The sequence below is a fragment of the Maribellus sediminis genome, assembly GCF_011799805.1.
GTDB classification, from domain to species: domain Bacteria; phylum Bacteroidota; class Bacteroidia; order Bacteroidales; family Prolixibacteraceae; genus Draconibacterium; species Draconibacterium sediminis_A.
Window position 1 is genome coordinate 535,861 of the sequence record NZ_WXUB01000003.1, and the last position, 25,067, is coordinate 560,927.

Sequence of the window (25,067 nt, forward strand, 5' to 3'; positions counted from 1 at the left end):
TATGAAATTAAAAAACATATTTCCATTTTTCATTGCACTACTTGCCTTAATGACAAGCTGTACCGATGAAGAAACAATGACATTGCTTGATGGAATTCAGGTATCGTCATCTTACGTGTCCATCCCTGTAGATGGCGGTTCTACAGCCATTACTGTAACAGCTAAAGAAAGCTGGACAATCGAGAATACTACCACTTGGTTGACTATTTCCTCAACATCTGGCGGTGCCGGTGAATCAACGCTTACATTTTCGGCAGAATCAGCCTTAGATGGTCGTACGGCAGAAGTTTTAATTAAAACCGAAAACGAAACTCAGCGCATAAATATCATCCAGGGTTTGGCAACAATTTCATCTGCCACATGTGCTGACGTAATTGCCGGACCTGACAGCAAGACCTATCAGGTAACCGGAGTTTGTACAGCAATAGCTAATACAACTTACGGTAACTGGTATTTGGAAGATGAAACTGGTTCTATTTATATCTATGGTACTCTTGATTCAAAAGGTGGAGAGAAAAACTTTTTAAGTTGGGGACTTGAGGTAGGTGATGAAATTACTGTTCAGGGACCAAAAACTACTTACAATGGAACTGTAGAGTTGGTAAATGTAACAGTTATCAGCATCAATAAATCGCTGGTGAAAGTTGATTCGGTAGCAAACGCAGCGCTACCTCTTGAAGGCGGTGAATTTACAGCTTACCTTACCTGCAAAGGACAAGGTGTTTCTGTTGAAATTCCTGATGATGCCGCATCCTGGTTATCAATTTCTTCTATCCAGTCAGCAGGTACTAATACTGTTGTGACATTCAAAGCCGAAGCTAATTCTGGTGGAGATCGTGAGACTACACTCACCTTCAAGACTACCGACGGAACTAAAAACTATAGCGCACAAACTTCGCTGAGCCAGGCGGGAGCGATTTTAGAAGTAAGTATTGCAGAATTCCTTGCAGCTGATGTTAGCAACACTTCATATCGTTTGACAGGTGTTGTAGCAAGTCTTTCCGATGCTTCATCGGGCAAATTATACCTGAGCGATTTCTCTGGAGAAACATATGTATATAAAATTCAGGATTTTGCCGACGCAGGCGTAAAAGAAGGCGACATTATCACAATTGTTGGGAAACGTGCAGCATATAATGGATCTCCTCAGGTAAGTGGCTCTGTTTTGGAAGAAGTTATTCCTGTGACTCCTGCTACTATTGCAGAAGTGCTGGCTAAACCTGACGATGCCAACACCTACTTTATGGTAACAGGTAAAATTACATCGATTACCAGTGAAACTTACGGTAACCTTTATTTGCAAGACGATAGTGGTGAAATATACGCATATGGTTGTTATCCGGGTTGGGGTGCAACCGGCGACGATAGAAAATATCTGTTATCCGACAAGGGCATTAAAGTGGGTGATACACTAACCATGATTGCAGCAAAGGGTTCCTATAATGGATCACCTCAGCTTTCTCATGGTTTTTATTTCAGCCATGTAAGTAATTAATATTCGTACATTATAACTTAATGGAGTAGATACGAAAGCCGCCTTGTGCGGCTTTTTTTATGCTTCAAAACCAAACATTTACATGTAGCTGCTGTTTTTTTTAAAGGAATTTATAATTTTGCGCCCTGTTTATCAGGGAAATTCAGGAAAGAGATGGAACAGCTACAAATAGATCAAATGTTGGAAGAGAAGGGATTTATCGATGAAACCATCGATCCTTCAGTGAAGTTGGCAGAAGAAATTAAGCGGCTGAAAAAGGAGAAGAACGCAGTCATTCTTAGCCACTTTTATGTTGACGGACCGCTGCAGGACATTGCCGATTATGTAGGCGACAGTTTGGGACTGGCTCAGGCAGCTGCCGAAACCGATGCCGAGATGATCGTATTCGTCGGCGTACACTTTATGGCCGAAACAGCCAAAATCATCAATCCGAATAAAAAGGTGATCCTCCCCGATCTGAAAGCCAGCTGTTCGTTGGCTGAATCAGCTCCTGCAGATAAATTTGCTGCCTTTAAGGCACAATATCCCGACCACAAAGTGGTAACTTATATCAATGCAACAGCAGCATTGAAAACGATGTCCGACATTGTTTGCACTTCGGCCAATGCAGCTAAAATCGTTGAAAGCTTTCCGAAAGATCAGAAACTGATCTTCGCCCCTGATAAAAACCTGGGGAATTACATCAACAGCATCACCGGCCGAAGTATGGTACTTTGGGACGGCGCCTGTATGGTTCACGAACAATATTCAGTAGAAAAGATCGTGGAACTGATGGATCAGTACCCCGATGCAGAATTTATTGCTCACCCGGAATGCGAAAAGCCGGTGCTTTTGCTGGCCAAACACATTGGCTCTACTACTGCTCTTTTGAATTATGTACAGAAGAGCGAAGCCAAAAAGTTCATTGTAGCAACCGAAAGCGGCATCCTGCACCAAATGACCAAGGCTTGCCCCGATAAGACGTTTATTCCTGCGCCATCGAACGATTCAACCTGTGCCTGCAACGACTGCTCGTACATGAAATTAAACAGCTTGCAAAAGCTTTATGTGTGCCTGAAACACGAACAACCGGAAGTGAGTTTGCCAATGGATGTAATTGAAAAAGCACAGGTGCCGATCAAACGCATGTTGGATATCTCGAAATAATGCCGGGTAAAAACCTTCAACTGGCCGATGATTTTGCAGCTGATTACGATGCGTCAGTACTTCAGAATAACTGGACCGGACCACAGGTTTTATTCGAACTGCTTGACGCTGAATTAAGCACTCCTTCACAACTATTAGATCTTGGAATTGGCACCGGCGAAAGTGCACGCCGCTTTTCCGAAGCCGGGCATGCGATTACCGGAATTGATGGTTCGGAGAAGATGCTGAAACAGTGCCGCAACAAAAACATTGGCGATCGATTGATCTGTCACGATCTTGAGCAAGTTCCCTATCCGCTTGAAAACAAATTCGACGCCATCATTTCAAACGGAGTATTCCATCTTATAAATCCCATAGAACCGCTTTTTAACGAAGTAAAACGTTTGCTGAAGCCCAATGCTGTGTTCGCCTTTACTTTTGAAGAAGCCGGAAATACCGAAAAGTTGATAGAAATAGAAACAGGTGTCTGGGAAAAGGAAACAGAATCGGGTGTATTAACCTACAAGCACAGCCTGAATTACATTCAACATTTACTGGCTGAAAACCATTTTACCGTCGTTCAGCAAAAACAATTTCTTGCTTTTCGGAACAAAAAAAGTGATACCGATTTTTATTTTACCCTTATCGTGGCACGTTTACAACCGAATCGGTAGCCACAATATTCTGCACCAACAGATTCTGTCGTGAAATATCGATGGCCCGCAGCAATGTTTTATCGATGTTTTTGATGATCGGGTAAAAACCTTCCTCCCCGATGATATTTCGGGCAATGTAAGCCTTTAATTGCGTATTTATAAGTTCACCTGACTCTTTCAATCCGGCAGCATCTTTTTTCACTCCTTTTTCCTCGGCATAAGCCATAAAATCGTCCATGGCGTTTTGCGTATCCAGATAGCGATTGATCTCGTCGCCGGTGGTAAATGCCGACAACTCGTCACGGTGCTGATCAGCATAAGAGTATGCGTAGGTATAAATCAAACCACGGCGGTAGATCTTATTGAAATACTCTGAATTTCCGGTGGTATCAACCGGAACGAAAAAGTCGGGCATAATGCCGCCGCCGCCATAAACCACGCGGCCGCCTTTCGTTTCGTACCTTAGCGAATCGACAAAATGAATGCTGTCGGCTACCAGCTGTTCCATGTTATGAAAACGTTCGTAAATGTGGTTGTAATACTCTTCGTTTCCGTCTTCGTACGAGCTCTGAATACAACGTCCGCTGGGCGTGTAAAAACGGGCTACAGTAAGACGCAGGGCCGAGCCATCCATCAAAGGAATTTGCTCCTGAACCAGTCCTTTACCAAACGAACGACGACCAATAACAATTCCGCGGTCGTTATCCTGCATGGCTCCGGCAAAGATCTCGCTTGCCGATGCCGAGAATTCATCGATCATGACATACACACCAATGTCACCAAAACTGGTTCGCGATGATGCATTGTACGTTTTCCTGGCCTGATGCGATCCTTCGGTATACAAAATCGGTTCGCCGGCCGGCAGAAACTCATCCACCATTTGCAGCACACCAACCAAAGAGCCCCCGGGATTATTACGCAAATCGATAATTACCTTCTGAGCACCTGCAGCCTGAAGCTTTTCCATGCCTTCCATAAACTCGTCGTAAGTAGTATTGGCAAAACGACTGATTTTGATGAACCCGGTTTCATTGTCGATCATATAAGCAACATCGACGCTGTAAATCGGAATATCGCCGCGAGTGATCTCAAAATCCAGTTCACCATCGTATCCTTTTCGGATTACTCCAACATTTACTTTTGTGTTTTTTTCTCCACGGAGCAAAGAAAGCACTGTGTTGCTTTCAACATCTACTCCTGCAATAACTGAATCATTAACAGTAACAATCCGGTCGCCCGGCAGTATGCCCACCTTACTCGACGGGCCACCTGAAATTACTTCTACCACCCTCACCGTGTCGTCCATAACCGAAAACTGAACACCTATGCCGGAAAAGTTCCCCTGCATTTCTTCCTGAACTTCCTGCATGTCGCGGGCAGGAATATAAGTGGTATGCGGATCGAGATTTTTCAGGATCTCGGGAATGGTCTCTTCAATAATATCACTGGTATTTATCTTGTCGACATAACCCTGATCCACAAGATCAAGGATGGTTGCTATTTTATTGGGGTGCGAGAAATTCATCCCGGTGAATACCGGACTGGCATTCTTTTTTAACATATTCCCGATCAGTATTCCGGTAGCAACCGAAAGGGCAATAAGAATCGGAATAAGTATAACTGTTTTCTTGTTCATGGCTTTCTTTTCAAATTAAATATCCACCTGGCTTACATCTATACCTGCTCGTTTTAGCAGGTTAATCCCGTCTTCAATGCGGTAATTCTCTGTGAAAATAACGCGTTTAATTCCGGCCTGGATGATGAGCTTCGAACACTCCATACACGGCGACGAGGTAACATACAATGTAGCTCCATCGCTACTGTTACCCGATTTAGCCACCTTGGTAATGGCGTTTGCTTCGGCATGCAAAACATAAGGTTTGGTCACATTATTCTCGTCCTCGCAAACATTTTCAAAACCCGAAGGAGTGCCATTGTAACCATCCGAAATGATCATTTTATCCTTTACGATCAAGGCTCCAACCTGTCGGCGTTTACAATAAGAATTCTGTGCCCAGATATCAGCCATTTTCAAATAGCGCTGATCGAGTAAGAGTTGTTTTTCATCCATTGCCATGTATTGCGTTGTTTTTAATAGGTATCCTGTTTCTAAACGGATTACAAAATTAGCATTGATTTTTAATTATCGTACCTATAATAACGCACTGAGCCGGTCAGTGTTTGATTTTATAGTTTTTTAATGTTTTCATTCGCGTCGGATAAAATTCCATTGTGGGCTAAAGCCCCTGAAATACCCGGCTTTCATTAACTCCAGGCTTAAGCCTGGGGATATTCAATTCGCTACCTGGACTTTAGTTCTGTTGCAGGTGGATTACCTGTAATTGAATTTTCATTTCATGTATTGTCGAGATTTGAACAACGCAGTATTCGTTGGCTTTTAGTAAAATGAAATGCAGGATATGTACAACACCCCTGTATGGGTTGGATAATAGGATTTTTGGCAGGGTTATTCGCTATCGAACTCTTACAGAGTTCCATTTGGGAGTGATATCGATTGAGTTACTACAATCGAATCCGTACCGGATTTACCAACAAATTTCGCCAAACAAAAAACGCCGCAAAACGCGGCGCCAAAAATTCAAGTAATTCGTTAGAATTATTCCTTAATTAATAGCCAAACATCGGAATATTTTTCAAAAGCCTGTCTGATCTGTGCGACCCTGCTACGAGCTTCTGTTTCGTTCTTGTAAGAGTTTACACAAACGCGGTAATAACCCGTTTCACTGTGCAGAATGATGGGTGTAAAACCTTCATTCAGTAAAGTAGTGCGGTAATTCTTTGCGTTTTCCAACTGGCTGAAAGAACCAAGTATTACAAAATAAGTGTTTCCTTCGTTTTTTACTTTATCCTGCTGATCGGTAAACGAAACCTGTTCTTTACGAATGGCAATCGGTTTCTCGTCAACAACCGGTGGGGCAGGTTTTTCAACCGCAGTTGTTGTTTCAGAACCGGGCACTGTAAAAACTTTAGTTGGAGCTGTATTGTCGGTCGTGTATTCCGACTGAGCAGGTTGCTTAATGGTTTTACACGCTGAAAATACCAAAATAAAGGCTGCGAATAAAAGTGTTATCCTTTTCATCTCTTTTAATTTTCTATCATTGAACTCAGCGAATATACGCAGAAAGCCTGCGCACTGCTTTCGAAAAGAACGCAAGTTTTGCACATGATGTTGTTTGCAACTCGAAATTTATCGACAGCCCATTATCACGCTTAGCACCTCGCTTTGGCTCCACCTCCGCCAAAAAATAGCATAACTCCCAACAAGTAGCCAAAATTGTACCAACCACCTGCATTCGGGAAGGCGTAGATCTCGTAATCTGTGAACAAACTGGCAATAAAACTGAACAATAAAATAAATCCGTGAAGTAGCCCTTTTAAGAATCCGGGTGGATTTCCAATGTTTTCGAACGACTGTGTGGCGCAGCCTGTAAAAACCAGGGCAGCCAGTACTAGAACAATTAAAAGTGGTAATCTTTTTCGCATCATTCTTTTTCGAAGTAAGTTAATACCTTATAACTAAATGGACAAAATAAGAGTAGCAAATAAATATTAAAGATATTTGGAGCCTGCTAAACACAAAATAAAGTTTCAAATCACGAACAATTCCCCTCCTTCCTGAGGAGGGGTGTCAGCGACACGAAATTTGGTTTTAAAATTGAATCCTGATTTCGCTGACGGGGTGGCGCTTTCTCTATTACAACTCTTCAACCACCTCGACTTTCTGCTCCTTCCTCACAAAAACCCACTCCTCCTGTCAAGGAGGAGAACGTTAGTTCCATTATCATTTTTGAACTACAAGTCTTTATTTTGTTTATTCACGGATAAGGCCTTTCAAAAAAGCGATAAAGCCTGGAATATTCAATCGTTCGTTAAGCATTACGAAATGCGGATTGAGTAAATCTTTGCGATTGTACCGAAGGGTTTCAAAAGTATCGTGCCGTAGGACTGCCCCGCCAAACTCTTCCACCATCAATTGTCCGGGAGCGGTATCCCACTCCGAGCAAGGACCGGCTTTCAGGTACATATCAGCATTGCCTTTCACCATCTGAACCTGTTTTTTTGAGCTCCCGCAGTGCAGAATCTCAACCGCATAATGGCGTTTCATTTTTTCGATCAACTCCGCCTCTCGTGGCTTGAAAAACGAACGGCTGGCTGCAATTCGAATAACATCTCTTTTTACTTCCGGCTTTTTAAGTGGCTTTATTTTTCCTTGGCTGAACTCAACAATTCCCTCGCCTTTTTTACAAAACCAACCGGTTTCGGTAAGCGGTTGAAAAATCCAACCCATTACCGGAGAGGTACCTTCAATAAGTGCCAGATTGATACAAAACTCACCATTTTGCTTTATAAATTCTTTTGTTCCATCCAGCGGATCGACGAGAAAATACTTTTTCCATTTGCTGCGAACTTCATAGTCCGGAATGGAAGTCTCCTCATCCAAAACAGGAACCTCAGGAAACAAGCTATTCAGTCCCCGGTTGATGATCCGGCTCGACGCCTTATCAGCACGGGTTACCGGCGAATTATCCTTTTTCAGCTCAGCGTCGAAATTGTCGCTGTTATACACCTCAACAATTGCATTCCCGGCTGCGGCAAGTAAATTGAATATTTCCTCCTGTTTGCTTCTTTCCATCATCAAAAGTTGACTCTTGTAAATTTACCTCGAAATGTTGTGGAAAACGATTTTCCGACTTCGGACGGTGATGATTTAAATGTTTTTTTACACTGTGCGTCCAAAAGAATAACGGTACAACATCAACCAATTTTAGTTGGAGAAATAAGACAACCACTCACTATTGATACATTTCTTTGTTGTTGATTCCTGAGAAGATGGGGCAGCGTGAATGAGCGACAAACAAACGCCTTTAATATTGAAATTTTGAGCCTGGAAATAAAAACACTTAATCAGATTAATATTCGAGGAGCTATGAATCCGAATCAATGAAATACCTCGCGCAATACATTCAGCGATTTTACTTCACCTAAATTCTCGAAATGAAGTTGGTAATAATCAACCAGCGTTTGCAAGAGCGAATCGCGCATACTTCTCGACACTTTGAATGCCTCTAACTCACTAATTTTAAAGACTGATAGTTCTACTAAATATTTAGTAACATCTTTGTTGGCGAACAAGGGATGCGACGGTTCGAAAGGCACTATTGCTCCTTTTTTCATATCGAACCACGACTCGAAACCTACCTTTTGCGTATCGGGCAAAAAGCCAAAATATTCAGTTAAACGAAACAAAAAATACAGGTGAAAATTCTGCCAGCCTTCTTCCATCAGATCGAAATACAGCAAGGCGCTTTTAATAAATTCATACAGCTCCGGATAACTCTCCTGTTCGTGGATGGTTTTGTAAAGCATCTCGGCCAGAAAAATGGCCTGAGTTGATTTAGCAATATCGAAAGGAATGTTCTGATAGGCGTTCAGGCTTTTAAATTCCTTTATCCGCTGAATCTCGCGGCTTTGTTTCTGATACACTTCCAAATCGAGCAAATACAAGGGCTGAAGTAAACCGGCTTTGTTTTTGGCTTTTCGGCTGCGCGAAGCATTAACAATGAAACTCTGCCGTCCGAATTCCTTTGTAAAAATAGTGGCAATAACACTGCTTTCGCCGTATTTAATGTGATGCAGAACTATACCTTCGGTTGCAGCGAGCATACTTTAGTTTAGAGTTTAAAGTTCAGAGTTTAAAGTAGGCAAAAACAGTAGGCAATTGGCAACGGAGTTCATTATTCGTATAATTTTTATTTACGCATTAGAGCATTTCTGCATTCAGGCATTCTCCGAATCAATCCTTCAATCCCTCATTGCCTCAGTCCCTCATTCCTTCAGTCCTTAATGGATAAACAAAAGCTTTGCAATCTTAGTCTCTTCACCACGTTTATCGTTACAGAACACCAGGTACACACCGGTTTTCACGCGGTTTCCGTTTAAGTTTCTTCCGTCCCAAACAGCCTGTCCGCCTAGCGAAGTAGTTTTGTATACGAGATTTCCGGCGATATCGGTAATCTTTAAGTCGGTTTCAGAGATCAATCCGGTAATGGTCACCGGTCCTTCGTAGGTTTCGCGCACCGGATTCGGATACACATAAACACCGCTGTAATCGTCCTTCCCTCCAATAGCATCACCCTGATATGAGATTAATCCTTTGTCGGTGCCAAAATATACCTCACCGCTTTCCTCGTCAATTGCAATCGCTTTGATTGTGTTTGATAACAAGGGACTGTTTTCTGCTGTAAAATGCAGCACTTCTGCCTCACCTGACTCTGACACGAGGTAGACTCCCGAGCTACTCGTTCCGAGCCATTTTCGGTTGGCCCCGTCAACGGCTATTGCGGTAACAGTTTCTGTCGAAAGCAGCGGATGATAAATACCGTCATTCAGGTCGAGACCGGGCTGTGTGGCATAAAAATTCTCAGTATCCCAAATTCGTGAAGGATTACTGTAAACAGCCACGCCTTGTGAAGTTCCAATCCATATTACACCCTCTTTATCTTCAGCAATCGAATAAACATCGCTCATTCTTGTGAAATATTCGTCGCTCCCGTTACTAAAATAAGTCGTTACCAGAAGTCGTTTTTTTGTACTCCCGGTCGCATCTACAACATAGGCATCATTACCCCGGGGCACCAGCACCCATTTATCGTTATTTTTGTTTACCAACAACTTACCAAGCGGCTTACCCAATACCTGAGGCATTGAAAACGATGCCCAATCGCCGGATGGACTTAAGGCATGCAGATTATTTCCTGAGACTGCAAAGTTACTGATCCAAAGGTTTCCATTCGAATCAAAATCAAGCCCTCCAATTCTAACGTATGGTGCATTTGGCTGATCAGGCAAAGCAGTTTGTAACGGACTATTCAGGTTGGTATACCTGTTAATCAGTTCATCGTTTCTAAATTCAAGTAGTCCGCCACCCCAGCTACCTGCATAAAAATGTGAATCGTCGGACGGATCGATTGCAATACATACAATATCATGGAATCCGGTTAATTGCGGTATTTCAGTTTTTGTTAAATTGGTCCAGCCTTCCGTTGAAACCCGTTTGATATAAGGCGCAGTAAAACTGTTATTCCAGGCATCGTTTCTTCCTCCGGGAGCTACAAACAAAGTTGAGCTGCCAATTGCCAGATCAAAAGTCTCATTATCAATCGGTCCGTTCGGAAAGATGGATTCAAACGAGTTTCCGTCATAGCGAATAAGAGCATTATTTCTGTCTGCTATCCATATCTGACCAATATCATCAACCAAAGCACTTTGTGAATAGATATAAGTAATTTGCGAACCATCCAGTTCGTAGCGATTAATTTTACCAAGCATTGTGTGGTTGTTCTCGAACAAAGCTATTTCATGATCGGCGGTCATGGTAAGGAAATTTCCATTCGACTCCATTTCGATGACATTGCTCAACCCTGCAAAATAGGACGACCAGGTTTCGTTATTTAGCATATAAGCCAAATCGTTCGCTGATGAACCGTTGGAATAATTGGCGATCAGGACTCCCTGGTGTACCACCAACTGCGAAAAACGCTCTCCTGAATGCGGAATACTTTCATCTTTTATCCAGCTTGCATAGTCCAGCAAATTCGCTCCACTTTCGGGAGCCCATAAAATGCCTTCTTCGGTAGCTGCATAAATGCGGTTGTTGTAAAAGTCAACATCGTAAACAGCCAGTGGCAAACCATCGTCGCCAATAATGTAAGTGTCTTTTACTTCGTTCCTGTCGAGGTTTAATACAACAATCCCAAATCCACAGGATATAAAAGCTTCACTACCCTTAAAACTGATATTATGGATCGTTTTGTCGGCAGTCATGTTTTTCCGTTTTATGTCGGAAAGATTCTGAACATATCCGCCACGAATAATGTCGATGTTGCTGTTGGAATAGGCCAGCACCAGTAAATCATTATCACGGCTGTAAGCCATGGTTTCAATGCCAAAGTCGGACAAATTACTGACTTTGTTCACACTGTTGTCTTCAGTATCGAAATAGAAAAGTCCGCCTTCGGTGGCACAAAAGATTTCGCTTCCCGAATCGGCCACTTTCAAACCGTTGGAATACGAAAGATAGTCTTTCCACGAACCTGCTTCACGTTGAGCGAACGATTGAAAGACCAGTAAAAAGCTAAACAACAGCGTGATAAAACTTCTCATAAGCTTCATTTAATCAATAGTTTTCAGGTACTCAACCAATTTTTGAACTGCACGTCCGCGATGGCTGATCTTGTTTTTTTCGGCCAGATCCATCTCGGCAAACGATTGTTCCTTTCCTTCCGGCAAAAAAACAGGATCGTAACCAAAACCTGAGTTTCCCCTTTTTTCTGTCAGAATCTCGCCATTCACAATGCCTTCGAAAAGTTTTTCTTCTCCATTTATTATCAGCGAGATCACAGTCCTAAAACGAGCATTCCGCTGATTTATTTTGGCCATTTTTTCCAACACTTTTTTCATATTGGCTTCGGCACTTTTCTCCTCTCCCGCATAACGCGCCGAATACACACCCGGTTCGCCATTCAATGCTTCAATTTCGAGGCCGGTATCGTCGGCAAAACAGTTGTAACCGTACTTATCAAAAATATAGAATGATTTCTGGCTGGCGTTGCCCTCGAGCGTTGGCTGTTCTTCGGGAATGTCCTCATCGCAGCCAATGTCTTTTAAACTTAACAGGCGGAATTCGTTACCCAAAATGGCCTGCAGCTCTTTTAATTTATGTTGATTGTTTGTTGCAAAAACAAGATCCATATTTCGAATTTTGTGTAAAAATAACCAAAAGTACGGGCTTCCCGCAATTCAAGTTTATTCTTTCGTGATAGGATAAGTTTTCATTTCACGAGGCTTAACGATCCATCCTGAAAGATAAATCCATTTTTCTCGCTTCGCTGCGACTGACTTTTTTCTGCAGCAAAAAAAGTCAGCAAAAATGCCGCCGCTGACATGAAAATTGCTAAAATTTCGAGAACTCCGCTAAAAGAAAATAACTCCACTGACACTCGCTACTCTCGGTCAGTGTCAAACAGCTTTTCTTTTTTAACCTGCCCGACCGTGTCGTTCAGGCGGGCGCTACGTTCCCAAAATTTCTTAACGCATTTTCCTGTAGGCGGAAGGAACGAGATGCATACATTAACCTTTGTCTTGAAGATTTCTTTCGAGAGTTGGCCTCTTTTTATCAATCCTTGAATCAAAATTTTAGCTTAGTGAGACCGGGAAGTTCCGAGTGTGCGAGGAAATCACCCGGCCGAACTTAGCTAAAATGAAGATGATAGGTGAAGATAAAAAGCAGCCTAGAATTTTCTGCTTCGTCTTTGTTTTATGACAAAGATGAAGGCCTCCGGCAGGAAAATAATTAGATCTGAATGACCGGAAGTGATTTTATTCAAAACCTAAGCTCGAATTACAGAAAGCATGGTAGTTTAATACCGCATCAAGATAACAGGTAAAACAGAGTTTGCGGGGATTAAAAATAAGTGCAAAAAAAGCTTACTCGCAAGTACAGGTTTCCAGACAATCAACGATCTGGCTAAGAATTTCATATTTCAGGTAGTAAAACGTATTCTTACCTTCACGCTGTGAGCAGAGTACGCCCTTATCTTTCAGAATACCAAGATGATGCGAAGTAGTAGACTGTTCAATTTTGAGGTGTTCATGAATCTCTGTAACAGTCAGCTTTTTGCCACCTTCCAGATGTTTCAAAATAGCAATACGCATAGGATGAGCCATTGCTTTTAACATGTTGGCTGCAATTTCCAAACGCTCTACATTTAACTCCTTGAATTCTACCATTCTTCAGCTTTTAAAAATGCAAATATATAAATATTTGAGGACATCAAATTAAACAAGCTCTCAAACATTTTAATCCCTGCTACTGTTAAAGATTTTTTATGAAATGGCTTTTTTTAGCCGAAAATGTTTTATGTTCGCTCAGTCAAGAAGAAAGGAGTATTCCGGTAAATGTCCACAATTAGCAAGATAAAAAAACCAATTGATCAGGATTTAAAAGACTTTGAACCGTACTTTAAAAAGTCGCTGCAAAGCGATGTGCCTTTATTGGCCACCATCCTGAACTTTTTGTACCGCACCAAAGGAAAGCAGTTGCGGCCAATGTTTGTTTTTTTATCGGCCAAATTGCACGGCGATTCCAACGAATATACCAAACTGGCTGCCTGCTCGGTTGAACTGTTGCACACCGCAACACTTGTCCACGACGACGTGGTAGATGAATCGTACGAACGCCGCGGTTCGTTTTCAGTAAAAGCCCTGTGGAAAAATAAACTGGCCGTTTTGGTTGGCGACTATATCCTGGCAAAAGGCTTGCTCCTTCAGCTTGAAAATAAAAAATACAACTTCCTGCATTTGATTTCGCGGGCTGTTCAGGACATGAGCGAGGGCGAAATCCTGCAAATGAAAAAAAGCCGAAAACTGGACATCGACGATGAAACTTATTTTGAGATCATCCGCAAAAAAACGGCTTCGTTAATTGCTACCAGCATGGCCATCGGAACGGCATCGACTACCGACGATGAAGAGCTGGTGGAGAAAATGTACCGGATCGGACAGGATGTTGGAATCGCATTCCAGATTAAGGATGATATTTTTGATTACCAGGCCAAAGGCATTATCGGCAAACCGATTGGCAACGATATCAAGGAAAAGAAAATTACTTTGCCGCTGTTGCATGTTTTGAATTCGGCCGACCGGAGCGAACGCAAACGCATTCTTCGCCTGGTGAAACACCGGAACAAAAACACCAAAGTGGTTAAAGAACTGATTCAGCTGGTGATCGCGCGTGGCGGCCTCGAATACGCCGAAGCCCGTATGAATGAGTTTAAAAACAAAGCGGTAAGTGCCATCGAGGAATTTCCACCCTCGGAAGCACGTGATTCATTGGTTGAACTAATGAACTACATCACTACACGGAGAAATTAATACGAATAAAGAATGCCATCTGACTCAGATGAAACACGGACTGAAGGCATCTTTCAATTCCTAAAATTGCAGCTGAAGGTAATAGCCATTGTGCTTTCGCATATTCAGCACCCGGCTGTCATCAAAAATCAGGTACTGTCCTTTAATACCGGCCAATTCTCCTTCTATTTCGGGTAGCTTATCGAAACCGATACTCTTAATAGCATTCGGGTATTTTTCTACCGGATAGACAATTTCGGTTACTTCATCCGAAGGCTCAACGTATTTTCTGAGTTCGGCCGGCAACAAATCCACCACTTTCTGCTTTTCCGTAGCCAGGTCGAAATCGCTTAGAACCTCGTTTTTAAGCATGGCCCGCCAGTTGGTTTTGTCGGTAAAATGATCTTTCAGAAATACTTCAATAATACCTGCAATGTGCCGGTTGGGTGCTTTAGCCAGTTTTATGGCAAAGCTGGCTCCCTGGTCGATCCAGCGGGTCGGGATCTGGTGATTTCGGGTAACACCAACTTTTAATTCACTCGAAACTGCAAGGTAAACGAAATGGTCGATCAGGTCGTGTTTTTCGGCCCACTCCATATCGCGCGCAATTCCCAGATGCGATTTCGACAACTCGGGCCGCATGATCGATTCACTGGCTTCGGGCGCCGTTTGAAGGCAGTTGTAACAAAATCCCTGTCCGAAAGAGGTTTTAGTTTGTTTTCCGCAGGAGACGCAGTTGATCTGACCACTAAAACCGAATTTAATCGTTTTCCCGATCAACGCATTCATATCAACCAACTCCTCGCCCATGGGCAAAGTATATTTTACCGGCTTATCGAGCTCGGTTTTCATTTTTCGAATATTGCCTTCGTAATGCATGAATAAATTTTTCTGACGTGAAAATAGCAGAGAAGTTCCAGCCTGCAAAGTCTGCTTAAGTTTTAATCATCAAAACCCGGACGTTTAAAATCCATCACTCCCGGAAATGTTTGCAGCAACTGTTTTTTTATGGAGGATAATTCAACCAGAAACTTTAAAATATCGTCTTCTTTTTCCTTGAAATCGTTATAAAAAACTGACAGCGCGTCCATTGATCGCTGGATGGCAATTATAGCAATTTTTGCCGAACCCAGGTTATCGGAATACACATTGTACTCGTCTTCCGGATCGTTCCGGCGCTCTTCCAGATCGAGGTGCGCCCGGTGAACTTTGGCGCCAATAAAAAAGTAATACCACTGGATGACTTCCAGCGCGTCTTTGTATTTTATGATCGATGCTTCGTCGTTGATCATGACCAGCTGTTCTGCTTTTTCAGCCATAAACTCACGGTTTTGTTCCAAAAAGTCGTGCATTTTCTCGCCGTATGTTTTGGCCTGAACTTCAAGCGGTGCTTCAATGTGTTCCGGCAACTCAAAATCAGCAACATCACTAAGATCAACTCCCATCTTCTCCGCATCTTCCTCAATCATTTCCATAGCCACCTCCCATGCCAGCCGAATGTGCTCCCAGAAACTTTCATTATCCTCATCTGCACTTTGCCCATTGGAACCTTCTTTCATTTCCTGTTCGTGCAGATATGTGAGGCATTTCTGGGTCATTGTACAACGTTCGCACCAGCGATCACAGTAGTTGTAAATGCCAGGCACCAGCGCATCGCTGTTGGCCAGGTCGAGCAGTGATCTTTTGTAGCGTTCTTTTTTCGATTCCATAAACGATGGACATTTAGAAGTTCTACAAGGTTAACAAGGCACGTCTTAAAAAAGTTGACGAAGATTGCTTATAGCGTTTCGTCGTTGGCCACCCCCATGATTCCCAGATACAAAAGTTTGGCTGCATCTTCCATAATTTCGGGCGTCAGCACATCGGTTTTGTCGCGCGGATCGTGGTAATACACCGGGAACACCGAATTTCTGGTCCAAAGCCCAAAAGTTGGGATTCCTACGTTTTCGAAATTGGATGCATCGGAGCGCGGGCGGCCGTAATTTTTTGTTACTGCGTTGGTTTGCAAACCACGGTGGATAAAGTGATTGTTAGCCGATTCAAAATGTCTGAACAGATCAGTATAGGTATTTCCGCCTGTCAAAAAGAATCCGGTTCCGTTGCCCACCATATCGAGGTTGATCATCAAACGTGTTTTTTCAACCGGGAAAAGCGGATGATCGGCATACTGTTTCGAACCGTATAAACCACATTCTTCACCGCCTATCAATATAAACAAAATCGAACGCTTAGGTTTTACTTCCGACTGAGCAAATGCTTTGGCAGCTGCCAGAATATCGGCAACACCCGATGCATTATCCAGTGCGCTCGGGAACATCACACCACCCATTTGCCCCTGTCCGTCGAGGTGGCCGCCAACAATAATCACCTCATCTTTTAATTCCGGATCCGATCCTTCAATCATTCCAACCACATTGCAGGCTTGCGCATCGGGATGGTACAAGGTTTTGGCGCTGATCTTGATCTTCTGCCCGGCAGGTAATTCAAACGAAGGAGCTTCAATATTTTTCAATTGTTCCTTCACAGCCGAATAATCTTTCCCTGCATCGGCAAAAATCTGTTCCACAATTTTCGGCTCCACATGGGCATAAATAAAGCCGTCGAGGTGAACCGTGTTCGGATTGGCAATTTTGCTGGCGTAAATCATACCCGCTGCGCCATGTTTCACCGCATTTTTGAACTTGTAACGGTGGTAGGCATAAGGTGTCCATTTTCCCAGCTCAGGATCGTTTTTGGTATACGGCGTGCCGGTTTCAAGAATAATGATCTTACCCTTCACATCTACATTTTTATAATCGTCGTAACCCAGTTCGGGCGCTGTAATTCCGTGACCGACATAAACCAGTTCGGCTTCGAGGGTGCCACTGTCGGAATTCGAACCCGGTAAATATTCCTCCGGAAATTTTAATTTTGTGGCTTGCCCCTTGTTGGTATAAATCACCTCGCCCAGTTCAAGAACATCAGAATATTCATTTGGGAAGTATTGAAAATAGCTACCCTGATTGGCAGGTGAAATTCCCCATTCTTCAAATTTCGAGGCACACCATTTGGCGGCTTCCATATACTCAGGCGAGCCGGATAAACGGCCTTCATATTTATCTGAACTCAGTTCTTCAACATACCCCATAATTTCGTTGCTCGAAATGGCATGAAAGGTTTCCAGCAGTTTATCCTTGTTTTCTTCCTGTGCAACACCACTAAACAATGCCGCGGTTATTAAAACCAGGCTTAAAAGTATTTTCGTCTTCATAGTTATTTTTCTGAATCGATAAAAATACAATTTTTCAATGGGCCGAGATTTTAAAATGCAAAAAGTTGAATGTTTAGCCGGGTACAGAACAACTCAACAAGAACGAAATACTTTTCTCGCTTCGCTGCGACTGACTTTTTTCTACAGCAAAAAAAGTCAGCAAACCTACCTACCGGCAGGCAGGCGCATTTTCCTGTAGGCGGAAGGAGCGGGCTGCTTTCAGTAAATTTTATTGGGAAGCTCATCCGAGAGTTGGCCTTTTTTTATCAAGCCTGGAATCGAAACCTGGGCTTAGAGAGCTCGAGAAGCTCCGAAGAATTGAGGAGATCACTCGCGCGAACTTAGCCTGGGTGAAGATGAAAGGTGCAGATAAAAAGCAGCCTTGAGCTTTCTGCATACTATTTGGGTCAAGCCAAAGAGTATGGTTTCCGGCAGGATTGAGAGATCAAAGCTCATCCTGATTCATTTTAATCTAAAGTCGATTCAAACTGATGCAATAGTATCTAAAATCCATCTTTTTACGTACCTGCAATCAGCTATCCATAAAAAAAACTAAAATGAAACTACTAAGAGGGACAATCTTTGGTGCCTGTGCCTTTTTCATTCTGGGCTGGCTTTTTTGGGGCATCCTGCTGATGGACTTTTCAGCAAACAACTACAACACGGATGTCTACTTGCCCGACAATGAAATGATATGGTGGGCATTAATTCTTTCGAACCTGGTTTTTGCCTTATTGCAAACCTTATTTTTAAAATGGGGACAGGCAAAAACATGGACTGATGGTGTAAAAATCGGTGCTCTTTTCGGAGTTTTGTATGCACTCACTACCGATCTGGGAATTTACTCCATGACCAACATCCTGCTGAATGTATGGGCAATTGTTGTTGATGCGCTGGCATATGCCGTGATAACAGGAATAACAGGAATTATAATTGTGCTGACCTGGGGAAAGGGCGAATAAACGATGGTCTATACAATTTCGTCCGGGACCACGAACAATCACAAATCAACTTTCATCGCCAGACGAGTCGTTGTCTGTTACATAACCCGGCGATGCGCACCGGGCTGTCCGTCAGCTGACGGATCGCCCCCTCGGGGCTTTTTCCCTGCAATGCCAGCACTGAAAGTGAGTCATATTGTAGCCCAGGGCATAGTAATTCAGAAAATTACGTCGCCCTGGGTAAAAATAGCATGAAGTAAGTCGTCCGGCGAAGAAGGCTGATCAAAGCTTAACAGAAGTTCCGGACGAAAATGAACCAGAATCCCATAAAGATGTGTATAAAGACTAGATTTGACAAGGGAGAGACAGGAAAGAGGGTATAATTGAACTAAATTGTTTTCTTTTTTTGATTATGATTACCTTTTTACTCCTCCTCATAAACCATTTCCACATCGTCGATGATGAGTTCGCTGCCAACGGCGCCTGCAAAAACAGCGCCTGCATAGCTCGATGAAGCCACAAAAGAAATATGTGTTGGTAACATGTAAGCCGCCGAATCTGCCGGGACAAAATCCACATCTTCGCCGCGCATGTAATCAGGGTAGGAATTATCAAGCGGACCATATGCCACTTCCATTTCTTTGGTCACCAACTCGGGTTGGTTGGCATCGCTGCGAAACCAGGCAGTCCCCAATCGCTGCACCGTTCCGCCCAGGCGGACTTCCAGTAAGGCGTAAATATCGCAATTGTCGTCGTAATCCAATACGTTTCCATTACGATCTTTATTTACAGGCCCCGGCACATAGGAATATTTAAAGCGTATCTTTTCGGGTCGCCCGGTAAAAGGTGTACCAAAAATAACAGCAGCTTCCGGGTCTGTTGGATCCAGTTTATCGGAATCGAAATAACCGGTGAATAATGATCCGGCGGCAATGGGTGTTTTTAACGGAATACCTGCCAATCCGAGGTCGTAGGTTAGCAGGCGTGCCGCTTTGTTACCTTCTCCCAAATCATAAGGCGTGGTTGCCGTCTTGCCCAGAATTTGTGTGCCGGGATTTCCGGTACCCCAAATGGTGGAAGCCGCATCGACACCGGGTTCGTAATAGCCCGAACTGGTTTTGTACCAGGCATTCAAATCGCCGTTGGCAAGCTGGGGAGTGGCCGAAGCCACATAGGATTTGACGGTCCAAACATGTATGCTGCCATCTTCTGAAGTAACAGTTATCGTGGCATCATCGCTGAGGTCGATTACATCGCCTGCCGCAACGTTGGCAGTAGCAAACGATGAAAGCAATATTTCCTGAACGACCAGCTTCGTTAACTCAACTCCGCCAGGAATCTCAACGGTCACCAGCAAATTGTCGGCATTGATAATTGCATTACCCGCCTGGTTACTCACCAGAAATTTCTTGATGTTTCCATAGGGCGATAAGCCAAAGTGATCTTCCTTAACACAGGCAAACAACAAAACAATCGCTAATATGCAGGCTATTTTCTTCATCAGTTGCTTCTTTTTGTGTTCTTATTGGTTCCGAAGTAGTAGGCCAGCCCCAATTCCAGCGAAAGCAAGTTGATGTTGAAATCAACATTCTGCCGCACCTGTTTCGATTCAGGTCCGTCGTCGGTACTGCTTTTGGCCACATTCAGTTTATACCCCAGCACATTGTTCAACTGCACTTCGAAAGCAAAATTCTCCATCGCAAAAAAGGTGATTCCAGGACTCAATCCCACGCCAAAATCGAATTCGTTTTTATAGATCTTTTGCACCTCATCGATGTTTTTAGTGTTTCGGGTTAGTGCACTGCTTCCCCCCAGCGAGAATCCAATTTCGGTGAAAAAACTCAGGCGTTCGGTACGGGTCAACGGTACCGATGATCGAAAGCCGGGGCGTATGGCAAATCCCCGTTTTAATGTTTTCGACTGTGCCGTATCCGGATCCTGAAAAATCGTTCCTTCAAAATGATCCTGATAATAATTCACATTAAGAATCACCATCCCATAGTCGCCCGTATAATAACCGCCTTTAAGCAGGATATCGTAATCGAGCCGCTCTCCATCCACTACCTGCTGAATCAGATAATTTGTATTGGTCAGCTTTTTATCGGTGATCGAAAACGCCAGCCCCACATAGAAATTACCTTTCTGAAAAGGATGAAAATTACTGGAATAGTAGCTTGAAAGCAGGTCGTATGGAGTAACTTTTTCATCTATCCGGAGTGAATCTTCCTGCGCAAACAAAAAGCCCGGAAGAGTGATCAACATTGCAAGTAGCGGGTATTTAAGCCATTTCATGGATTAACAGATTTTGTCTATCAAATATAAAGCATTGAGTTTAAAACAGCTGCATGGACAGTGTGATTTAAGATTACGCTATACAAAGATGATGAAAGTTAGCTTACTGTATGTTATTAAGGGCTAAAGCCCCGCAGTATATGATCATGCATAACCCCGGCATTAATGCCGGGGTTAATAAATTTGTATCTAAAATCGAGCTTCAGCCCTTAATTCTCCTGCAAGTGTTTGGATAAGCTTTCAATTTTATTCTGTAATAACTTTTATAACCGGTTTTAAGGAATAAGTTCCGTTTCCCTTATTGATGACCGATTTTTCGGCGTCAAAATCCAGGGTCATCGAATAGGTCTCCCCGTCAACAATATCGGCATGAATATTAAACTTCAGGCCCGACTGCTGAGCCGAAGGAGTTTCCAGGTCAAGCGTATCGCCATCAACAACAATCTCGTTATTCGAACCCAGTATCATGCGCATTTGGTTGATCCGCCCTTCAGGAATTTCGTCCTCGGTAAGCAGGATGGAATTTCCATTGGTAAGCATTAACAAATCGATTTGCCCCATGGTGTCGAGCGTTAAGTTTTGCCAGCCACTTTCAGTAGTGCTGTCGCTTGAAGCATTAATTTTTAAGCCCTGCAAATCGATAAGTACAGCATCATAAGTTGCCGGAGCATCAGTTAAATGAACTTTTAGCGTTCCCGTTCCTTTGTCGTCGTCGCTGCATGCCGTAAATAAAGCGGCTGCCAGGAAAATCGATAAAATTCTGTTTTTCATAGTACTTTTAATTTAATGGTTTTTATACTAAAAAGCTTCTCCTATTCTAAAATATACGCCCCAATCGTCGTGCCCAACAGCAAAGTCGAGTCCCACCCTGATACCGGTTTCCTTGAGCAGTAGTCTAACATAAAACGAACAATCCCTGAAGTCATCATTTTCTGTGTTTGCACCCGCAAAGATTGAGAGCCAAAAGAATTTATTTTGAGATACTTAAACGTAGTCTAAATTTAACAAAAAAAATCGAAGAAATCATGACTGGATACGATTATCCGCCCGTGATTACTCTATACTTGCTGGCGTAACTTTTTGCAGGCTGATATTCGATATTATAATTCTTGCAGATTGCACCCCGATTACATCCCGTCCGTCAGCTGACGGACACGGAACTGCGAAACGACCCCGAGTGCTCGGGGGCAGTTGGCGTACCACCGAACCCCGCCCTGCAATATGTACTGTGTTTGCGGTTGTTTTTTAATTCTTATCACGTATAATTTTGTAATTATCAATTATATCAAATCCTAATGCTCCTTTTCGTATTTCTAATATTATTCCTTTGGCATTTTCGACAAGCTCCTTATCTGAAGTGTAAAAAACAAGTTCTTTTTCAAAATCGGCATAATCAATCTTTACAGTCGGTTGTCGTTTACTTGTAATTCTATAACCAGGTAGCGAACTTTTCGATTTAATTGTCAATTTATGTTCTGTTATATCATTGTCGGATAGATAATAGTTTGCAGCCAAGAATAAATAACTTACAATAAATCCCATGGATAAAATGCTTTGTATAAATGGGAGAAAATTTCCTCTCAAATTATAAGTTGATTTATAATGTTTTTTAGTCAATGTAAAGGTTACAATGCCAGCAACTACAACAATAATTGCCAAAATGCTAATATCAATAAGAGTCTTTCGATAAAGCAAAGTCTCTAAGTACAATAATGTCAATCCAAGGAAAAGAGTAACTGTATAAAATCCTTTCCAAAAACCATTATTGTCGATATGTCTAATTGATTGTTTCATGTTTTTTCAAAATAACCGCTAACGGTTGGTACATGTTGTCGGGGTCCCGAGTACTCGGGAGAGAGCGTTCCTGTCCGTCAGCTGACGGACACGGAACTGCGAAACGACCCCGAAGCCTCGGGGCGCAGTTGGCGTACCACCGAACCCCGACCTGCAATATGTACTGTGTTGTGTAGCGTTTTTATTTTTAATCCCACCAAAACCACATTCTTTTTGAAGATTTAAGAAACTCAATTAATTCTCCCATGTCTGAGTGTCCTTGGTCAATTACGTCAGGACAGAATTTGTAAATTTCTTTTCCCAATTTTTTATATGACTTTGGTTCTGTTTCTATTTTTGCTTCAATTCTATCAAGATCAGCTACAATTATTTCAAAATCAAATTCTTTTTGTCGCTCTTTAAACCAATTGATTACATCTTTAGTTGTTAAATCATAATTAACAGGTTCTGTGCCAACGAATTTAATAAGTTCCCACTGGTCAGTTACGGGCGCAATTACAATGTCGTAATATGAATTATAGTTGCCGTCAAAATCAAGGTTCGTCAGGTACAAATAATTTTTTGAATCCTTTACGTTTTGAAAATATTTATCGATTATCTCATATGCCAATTTTTCAGAAACATATTTGAATTTAGTTCCGCCAACGATTGAATCGTATGTTTCAAATGCGCCTGGTATTGTTTCTGATGGTTTATATCTAATCACTGAATTTTTTTCAGGTTTTTTAGTACTTAATCTTGATATTTCAGAAATAATATTAGGATTTATTTCTATCCCGTCCTGTGCTCTATATTTTTCTCCGTTTGACGGTTTTTGATAACCACAGGATAAAATAAAAATTACAATCAAGTATGCTAGTCTTTTCATAATTCTGCTTTAAGGTACAATCGCCTCACTCAGTTTAAATGCTACACAACGGTTGGTACATGTTGTCGGGGCGGATTTCGGAGAGCGTTCCTGTCCGAAGGACACGGAACTGCGATGCGACCCCGAGTGCTCGGGGGCAGTTGGCGTACCACCAAACCCCGCCCTGCAATATGTACCTTTGTTAGCAACCTGTGCTTTTATTTATTTAAATTTTTACTCATATTTTCTTCTGTAAATTCAATTATCCTGATAGGAAATTTTTCTCTTATCTCATTCTGGTCTTGACTATTAAGCCAACTGTATTTTTGAGAAAATCTTCTTTGTGAATATTCATTTCTCAATTCGTGAACTGCCTTTGTTGATTCTGATAATACCTTAAAGTAGCTTGAAAAATTTATACTGTCATTTAAATAATATTTGATTAAATAATTAGGGTCGTGTGCAATTAATTGTTTCAAAGTTGTTTTTAAATTTTCGTTGTCCACCAACAAATCATTAATTGAAATTATTCCCTTCCTGCTTTGTTTTATTTCTATGATGTTAGGTATTTTATTTATTTCTTGTTCTATCTCAGAGACTTTAATAATTTCTGAATTCCAATCTGGAATTCTTGCAGGGAATGAAACTTCAGGATAGTACCAGTTGTCAAATTTGCTATTTGAAGGGATAACAGCATAAGAAATACGTGAAACGCCAGAATTTGACAATTCCTTTTTAAGCTTATTTATAAAATCCATTTTAATTCCACCGTTGATATATAAACGATAAATCATAAAAGGAATTTCTATTTCGGCTCTCGCTGACCGCCAATAATTGATTTTATTTGGTAAACTATCCAGCGAGATTTTTTTATTGTCTGCTATAATTATTGGATTTGAGTTTAAATCATCATCTTTTGAACAAACAACATAAATATCTTCAAGTAAGGAAAGTTTTTCCGGTCTTTCGAAAATATCAGAAATAGGAAGGTCAAGTTTGTAATGGTATTGAATATTCTTGCTGAGAATACTTTCGTTAATAGCATTATAATTTGTTAGATTTATTTTTGAAAGTCCAAATGAAATTGTTGAAACAAATAATATTGATATTAAAATCCATCTTAAACTTTTGCGAATGTAAGTTAACCTTAAAGTATTCCAGGTTTGAAAAAACAACACGATGATAATAAGGATAAACACAAAATTGTAGTCAGGGAAAAGACTGAATACATGCCAACTCCCATGAAATATAAATCCAAAAAAGAGTCCGAATACAACTGCTATTTTTGAAAACCAACTTAAAAAATACCAATTCAAAAATCTTTGCTCGTGAACGATTGCTGTTTTTCTAAAATTTCGAATTCCAAATATTTTTTTAGGCTGGTCAAACCAAAAAACAAAACAAACCGATTGTCCAATGATAACAGATAAGAATGCAAAGAATAGGTTGTAAAAATTTACTTCTTTATCTGTAAGAACCCATAAATCATATTTTTCAGTAACAGAAAGAATTCTAAATGTTTCTCTTATGACGTAAAGAAATGAGTAAAAAGAAATTGAATAAAGAAGTCCCAAGATTCCTCCAACTATCAACCTGAATCTTGATAATTTTATGAAATCGGGTTCTTTATGTAGAAAGTTTTTACTCAGTGTCATTTTGGTTTTTTTTCAGCATGGTTGCTAACGGTTGGTACATGTTGTCGGGGCGGATTTCGGAGAGCGTTCCTGTCCGAAGG

At 41.8% G+C, this 25,067-nt stretch carries 23 protein-coding genes; 5 read left to right on the forward strand and 18 right to left on the reverse strand.

What is annotated here, in order from left to right:
• Window position 1 precedes the first annotated feature (1 nt).
• From HFD85_RS14110 to HFD85_RS14120, 3 genes are all read left to right on the forward strand, one after another.
• Window positions 2-1,495: a BACON domain-containing protein gene (locus HFD85_RS14110; protein WP_167611014.1), complete on the forward strand. Its 1,494-nt coding sequence runs from the start codon at window positions 2-4 to the stop codon at window positions 1,493-1,495.
• 153 nt (window positions 1,496-1,648) lie between these two features.
• A complete protein-coding gene (nadA, locus tag HFD85_RS14115; RefSeq protein ID WP_167611018.1) occupies window positions 1,649-2,641 on the forward strand; it encodes a quinolinate synthase NadA in 993 nt (330 codons plus the stop codon).
• Window positions 2,641-3,294, forward strand: coding sequence for a class I SAM-dependent DNA methyltransferase (locus tag HFD85_RS14120; RefSeq protein ID WP_167611021.1), 654 nt, complete (start codon window positions 2,641-2,643; stop codon window positions 3,292-3,294). The genes nadA and HFD85_RS14120 overlap by 1 nt, the downstream gene beginning before the upstream one ends.
• Here the strand turns inward: HFD85_RS14120 and HFD85_RS14125 are convergent.
• The 9 genes from HFD85_RS14125 to HFD85_RS14165 form a co-directional block, all read right to left on the reverse strand.
• Window positions 3,263-4,912 carry a S41 family peptidase gene (locus tag HFD85_RS14125; protein WP_167611024.1) on the reverse strand — a complete coding sequence of 550 codons (1,650 nt, stop codon included), beginning with the start codon at window positions 4,910-4,912 and terminating at the stop codon, window positions 3,263-3,265. The genes HFD85_RS14120 and HFD85_RS14125 overlap by 32 nt on opposite strands.
• Window positions 4,913-4,927: 15 nt before the next feature.
• On the reverse strand, window positions 4,928-5,353 hold the full coding sequence (locus HFD85_RS14130) for a deoxycytidylate deaminase (protein ID WP_167611028.1): 426 nt from the start codon (window positions 5,351-5,353) through the stop codon (window positions 4,928-4,930).
• Window positions 5,354-5,893: 540 nt separating this feature from the next.
• Window positions 5,894-6,376: an SPOR domain-containing protein gene (locus tag HFD85_RS14135; protein ID WP_167611031.1), complete on the reverse strand. Its 483-nt coding sequence runs from the start codon at window positions 6,374-6,376 to the stop codon at window positions 5,894-5,896.
• 131 nt (window positions 6,377-6,507) lie between these two features.
• On the reverse strand, window positions 6,508-6,783 hold the full coding sequence (locus HFD85_RS14140; protein ID WP_167611034.1) for a hypothetical protein: 276 nt from the start codon (window positions 6,781-6,783) through the stop codon (window positions 6,508-6,510).
• A 325-nt stretch (window positions 6,784-7,108) separates the two neighbouring features.
• Window positions 7,109-7,930 carry a 3'(2'),5'-bisphosphate nucleotidase CysQ family protein gene (locus HFD85_RS14145; protein WP_167611037.1) on the reverse strand — a complete coding sequence of 274 codons (822 nt, stop codon included), beginning with the start codon at window positions 7,928-7,930 and terminating at the stop codon, window positions 7,109-7,111.
• A 305-nt stretch (window positions 7,931-8,235) separates the two neighbouring features.
• Window positions 8,236-8,961, reverse strand: coding sequence for a DNA repair protein RecO (gene recO / locus HFD85_RS14150; RefSeq protein ID WP_167611040.1), 726 nt, complete (start codon window positions 8,959-8,961; stop codon window positions 8,236-8,238).
• Between the two features lie 177 nt (window positions 8,962-9,138).
• Complete coding sequence (porZ, locus tag HFD85_RS14155; protein ID WP_167611044.1) at window positions 9,139-11,460, reverse strand: type IX secretion system anionic LPS delivery protein PorZ; 2,322 nt, start codon at window positions 11,458-11,460, stop codon at window positions 9,139-9,141.
• Window positions 11,461-11,469: 9 nt separating this feature from the next.
• A complete protein-coding gene (locus tag HFD85_RS14160; protein WP_167611047.1) occupies window positions 11,470-12,048 on the reverse strand; it encodes a non-canonical purine NTP diphosphatase in 579 nt (192 codons plus the stop codon).
• Window positions 12,049-12,783: 735 nt separating this feature from the next.
• The gene (locus HFD85_RS14165) at window positions 12,784-13,086 is read right to left on the reverse strand and encodes an ArsR/SmtB family transcription factor (RefSeq protein WP_167611050.1); all 303 of its coding nucleotides are present in this window, start codon (window positions 13,084-13,086) and stop codon (window positions 12,784-12,786) included.
• A gap of 168 nt (window positions 13,087-13,254) precedes the next feature.
• Between HFD85_RS14165 and HFD85_RS14170 the strand changes: the two genes are divergently transcribed.
• Window positions 13,255-14,229 carry a polyprenyl synthetase family protein gene (locus tag HFD85_RS14170; RefSeq protein WP_167611053.1) on the forward strand — a complete coding sequence of 325 codons (975 nt, stop codon included), beginning with the start codon at window positions 13,255-13,257 and terminating at the stop codon, window positions 14,227-14,229.
• Window positions 14,230-14,289: 60 nt separating this feature from the next.
• On the opposite strand, the gene HFD85_RS14175 is transcribed toward HFD85_RS14170, so the two are convergent.
• The 3 genes from HFD85_RS14175 to HFD85_RS14185 all read right to left on the reverse strand — a co-directional run bounded on the left by HFD85_RS14175 (window position 14,290) and on the right by HFD85_RS14185 (window position 17,458).
• Window positions 14,290-15,087: a DUF2797 domain-containing protein gene (locus tag HFD85_RS14175; protein ID WP_167611056.1), complete on the reverse strand. Its 798-nt coding sequence runs from the start codon at window positions 15,085-15,087 to the stop codon at window positions 14,290-14,292.
• Between the two features lie 62 nt (window positions 15,088-15,149).
• Window positions 15,150-15,917 (reverse strand): hypothetical protein, encoded by a 768-nt coding sequence (locus tag HFD85_RS14180; protein WP_167611059.1) that lies wholly within the window; start codon window positions 15,915-15,917, stop codon window positions 15,150-15,152.
• A gap of 68 nt (window positions 15,918-15,985) precedes the next feature.
• Complete coding sequence (locus HFD85_RS14185) at window positions 15,986-17,458, reverse strand: M28 family peptidase (protein WP_167611061.1); 1,473 nt, start codon at window positions 17,456-17,458, stop codon at window positions 15,986-15,988.
• A gap of 557 nt (window positions 17,459-18,015) precedes the next feature.
• On the opposite strand from HFD85_RS14185, the gene HFD85_RS14190 reads away from it, so the two are divergent.
• Complete coding sequence (locus tag HFD85_RS14190) at window positions 18,016-18,420, forward strand: hypothetical protein (protein ID WP_167611064.1); 405 nt, start codon at window positions 18,016-18,018, stop codon at window positions 18,418-18,420.
• 403 nt (window positions 18,421-18,823) lie between these two features.
• Here HFD85_RS14190 and HFD85_RS14195 read toward each other — a convergent pair whose 3' ends face one another.
• From HFD85_RS14195 to HFD85_RS14220, 6 genes are all read right to left on the reverse strand, one after another.
• Window positions 18,824-19,900 (reverse strand): PCMD domain-containing protein, encoded by a 1,077-nt coding sequence (locus tag HFD85_RS14195; RefSeq protein ID WP_167611067.1) that lies wholly within the window; start codon window positions 19,898-19,900, stop codon window positions 18,824-18,826.
• A complete protein-coding gene (locus tag HFD85_RS14200; protein WP_167611070.1) occupies window positions 19,900-20,691 on the reverse strand; it encodes a hypothetical protein in 792 nt (263 codons plus the stop codon). Before HFD85_RS14200 ends, HFD85_RS14195 begins: the two co-directional genes overlap by 1 nt.
• 246 nt (window positions 20,692-20,937) lie before the next feature.
• Window positions 20,938-21,462 carry a DUF4382 domain-containing protein gene (locus tag HFD85_RS14205; RefSeq protein ID WP_167611073.1) on the reverse strand — a complete coding sequence of 175 codons (525 nt, stop codon included), beginning with the start codon at window positions 21,460-21,462 and terminating at the stop codon, window positions 20,938-20,940.
• A gap of 474 nt (window positions 21,463-21,936) precedes the next feature.
• The gene (locus HFD85_RS14210; RefSeq protein ID WP_167611076.1) at window positions 21,937-22,485 is read right to left on the reverse strand and encodes a hypothetical protein; all 549 of its coding nucleotides are present in this window, start codon (window positions 22,483-22,485) and stop codon (window positions 21,937-21,939) included.
• 187 nt (window positions 22,486-22,672) lie between these two features.
• Window positions 22,673-23,353 (reverse strand): DUF4253 domain-containing protein, encoded by a 681-nt coding sequence (locus HFD85_RS14215; protein ID WP_167611079.1) that lies wholly within the window; start codon window positions 23,351-23,353, stop codon window positions 22,673-22,675.
• Between the two features lie 197 nt (window positions 23,354-23,550).
• The gene (locus HFD85_RS14220) at window positions 23,551-24,987 is read right to left on the reverse strand and encodes a hypothetical protein (RefSeq protein ID WP_167611082.1); all 1,437 of its coding nucleotides are present in this window, start codon (window positions 24,985-24,987) and stop codon (window positions 23,551-23,553) included.
• Window positions 24,988-25,067 lie beyond the last annotated feature (80 nt).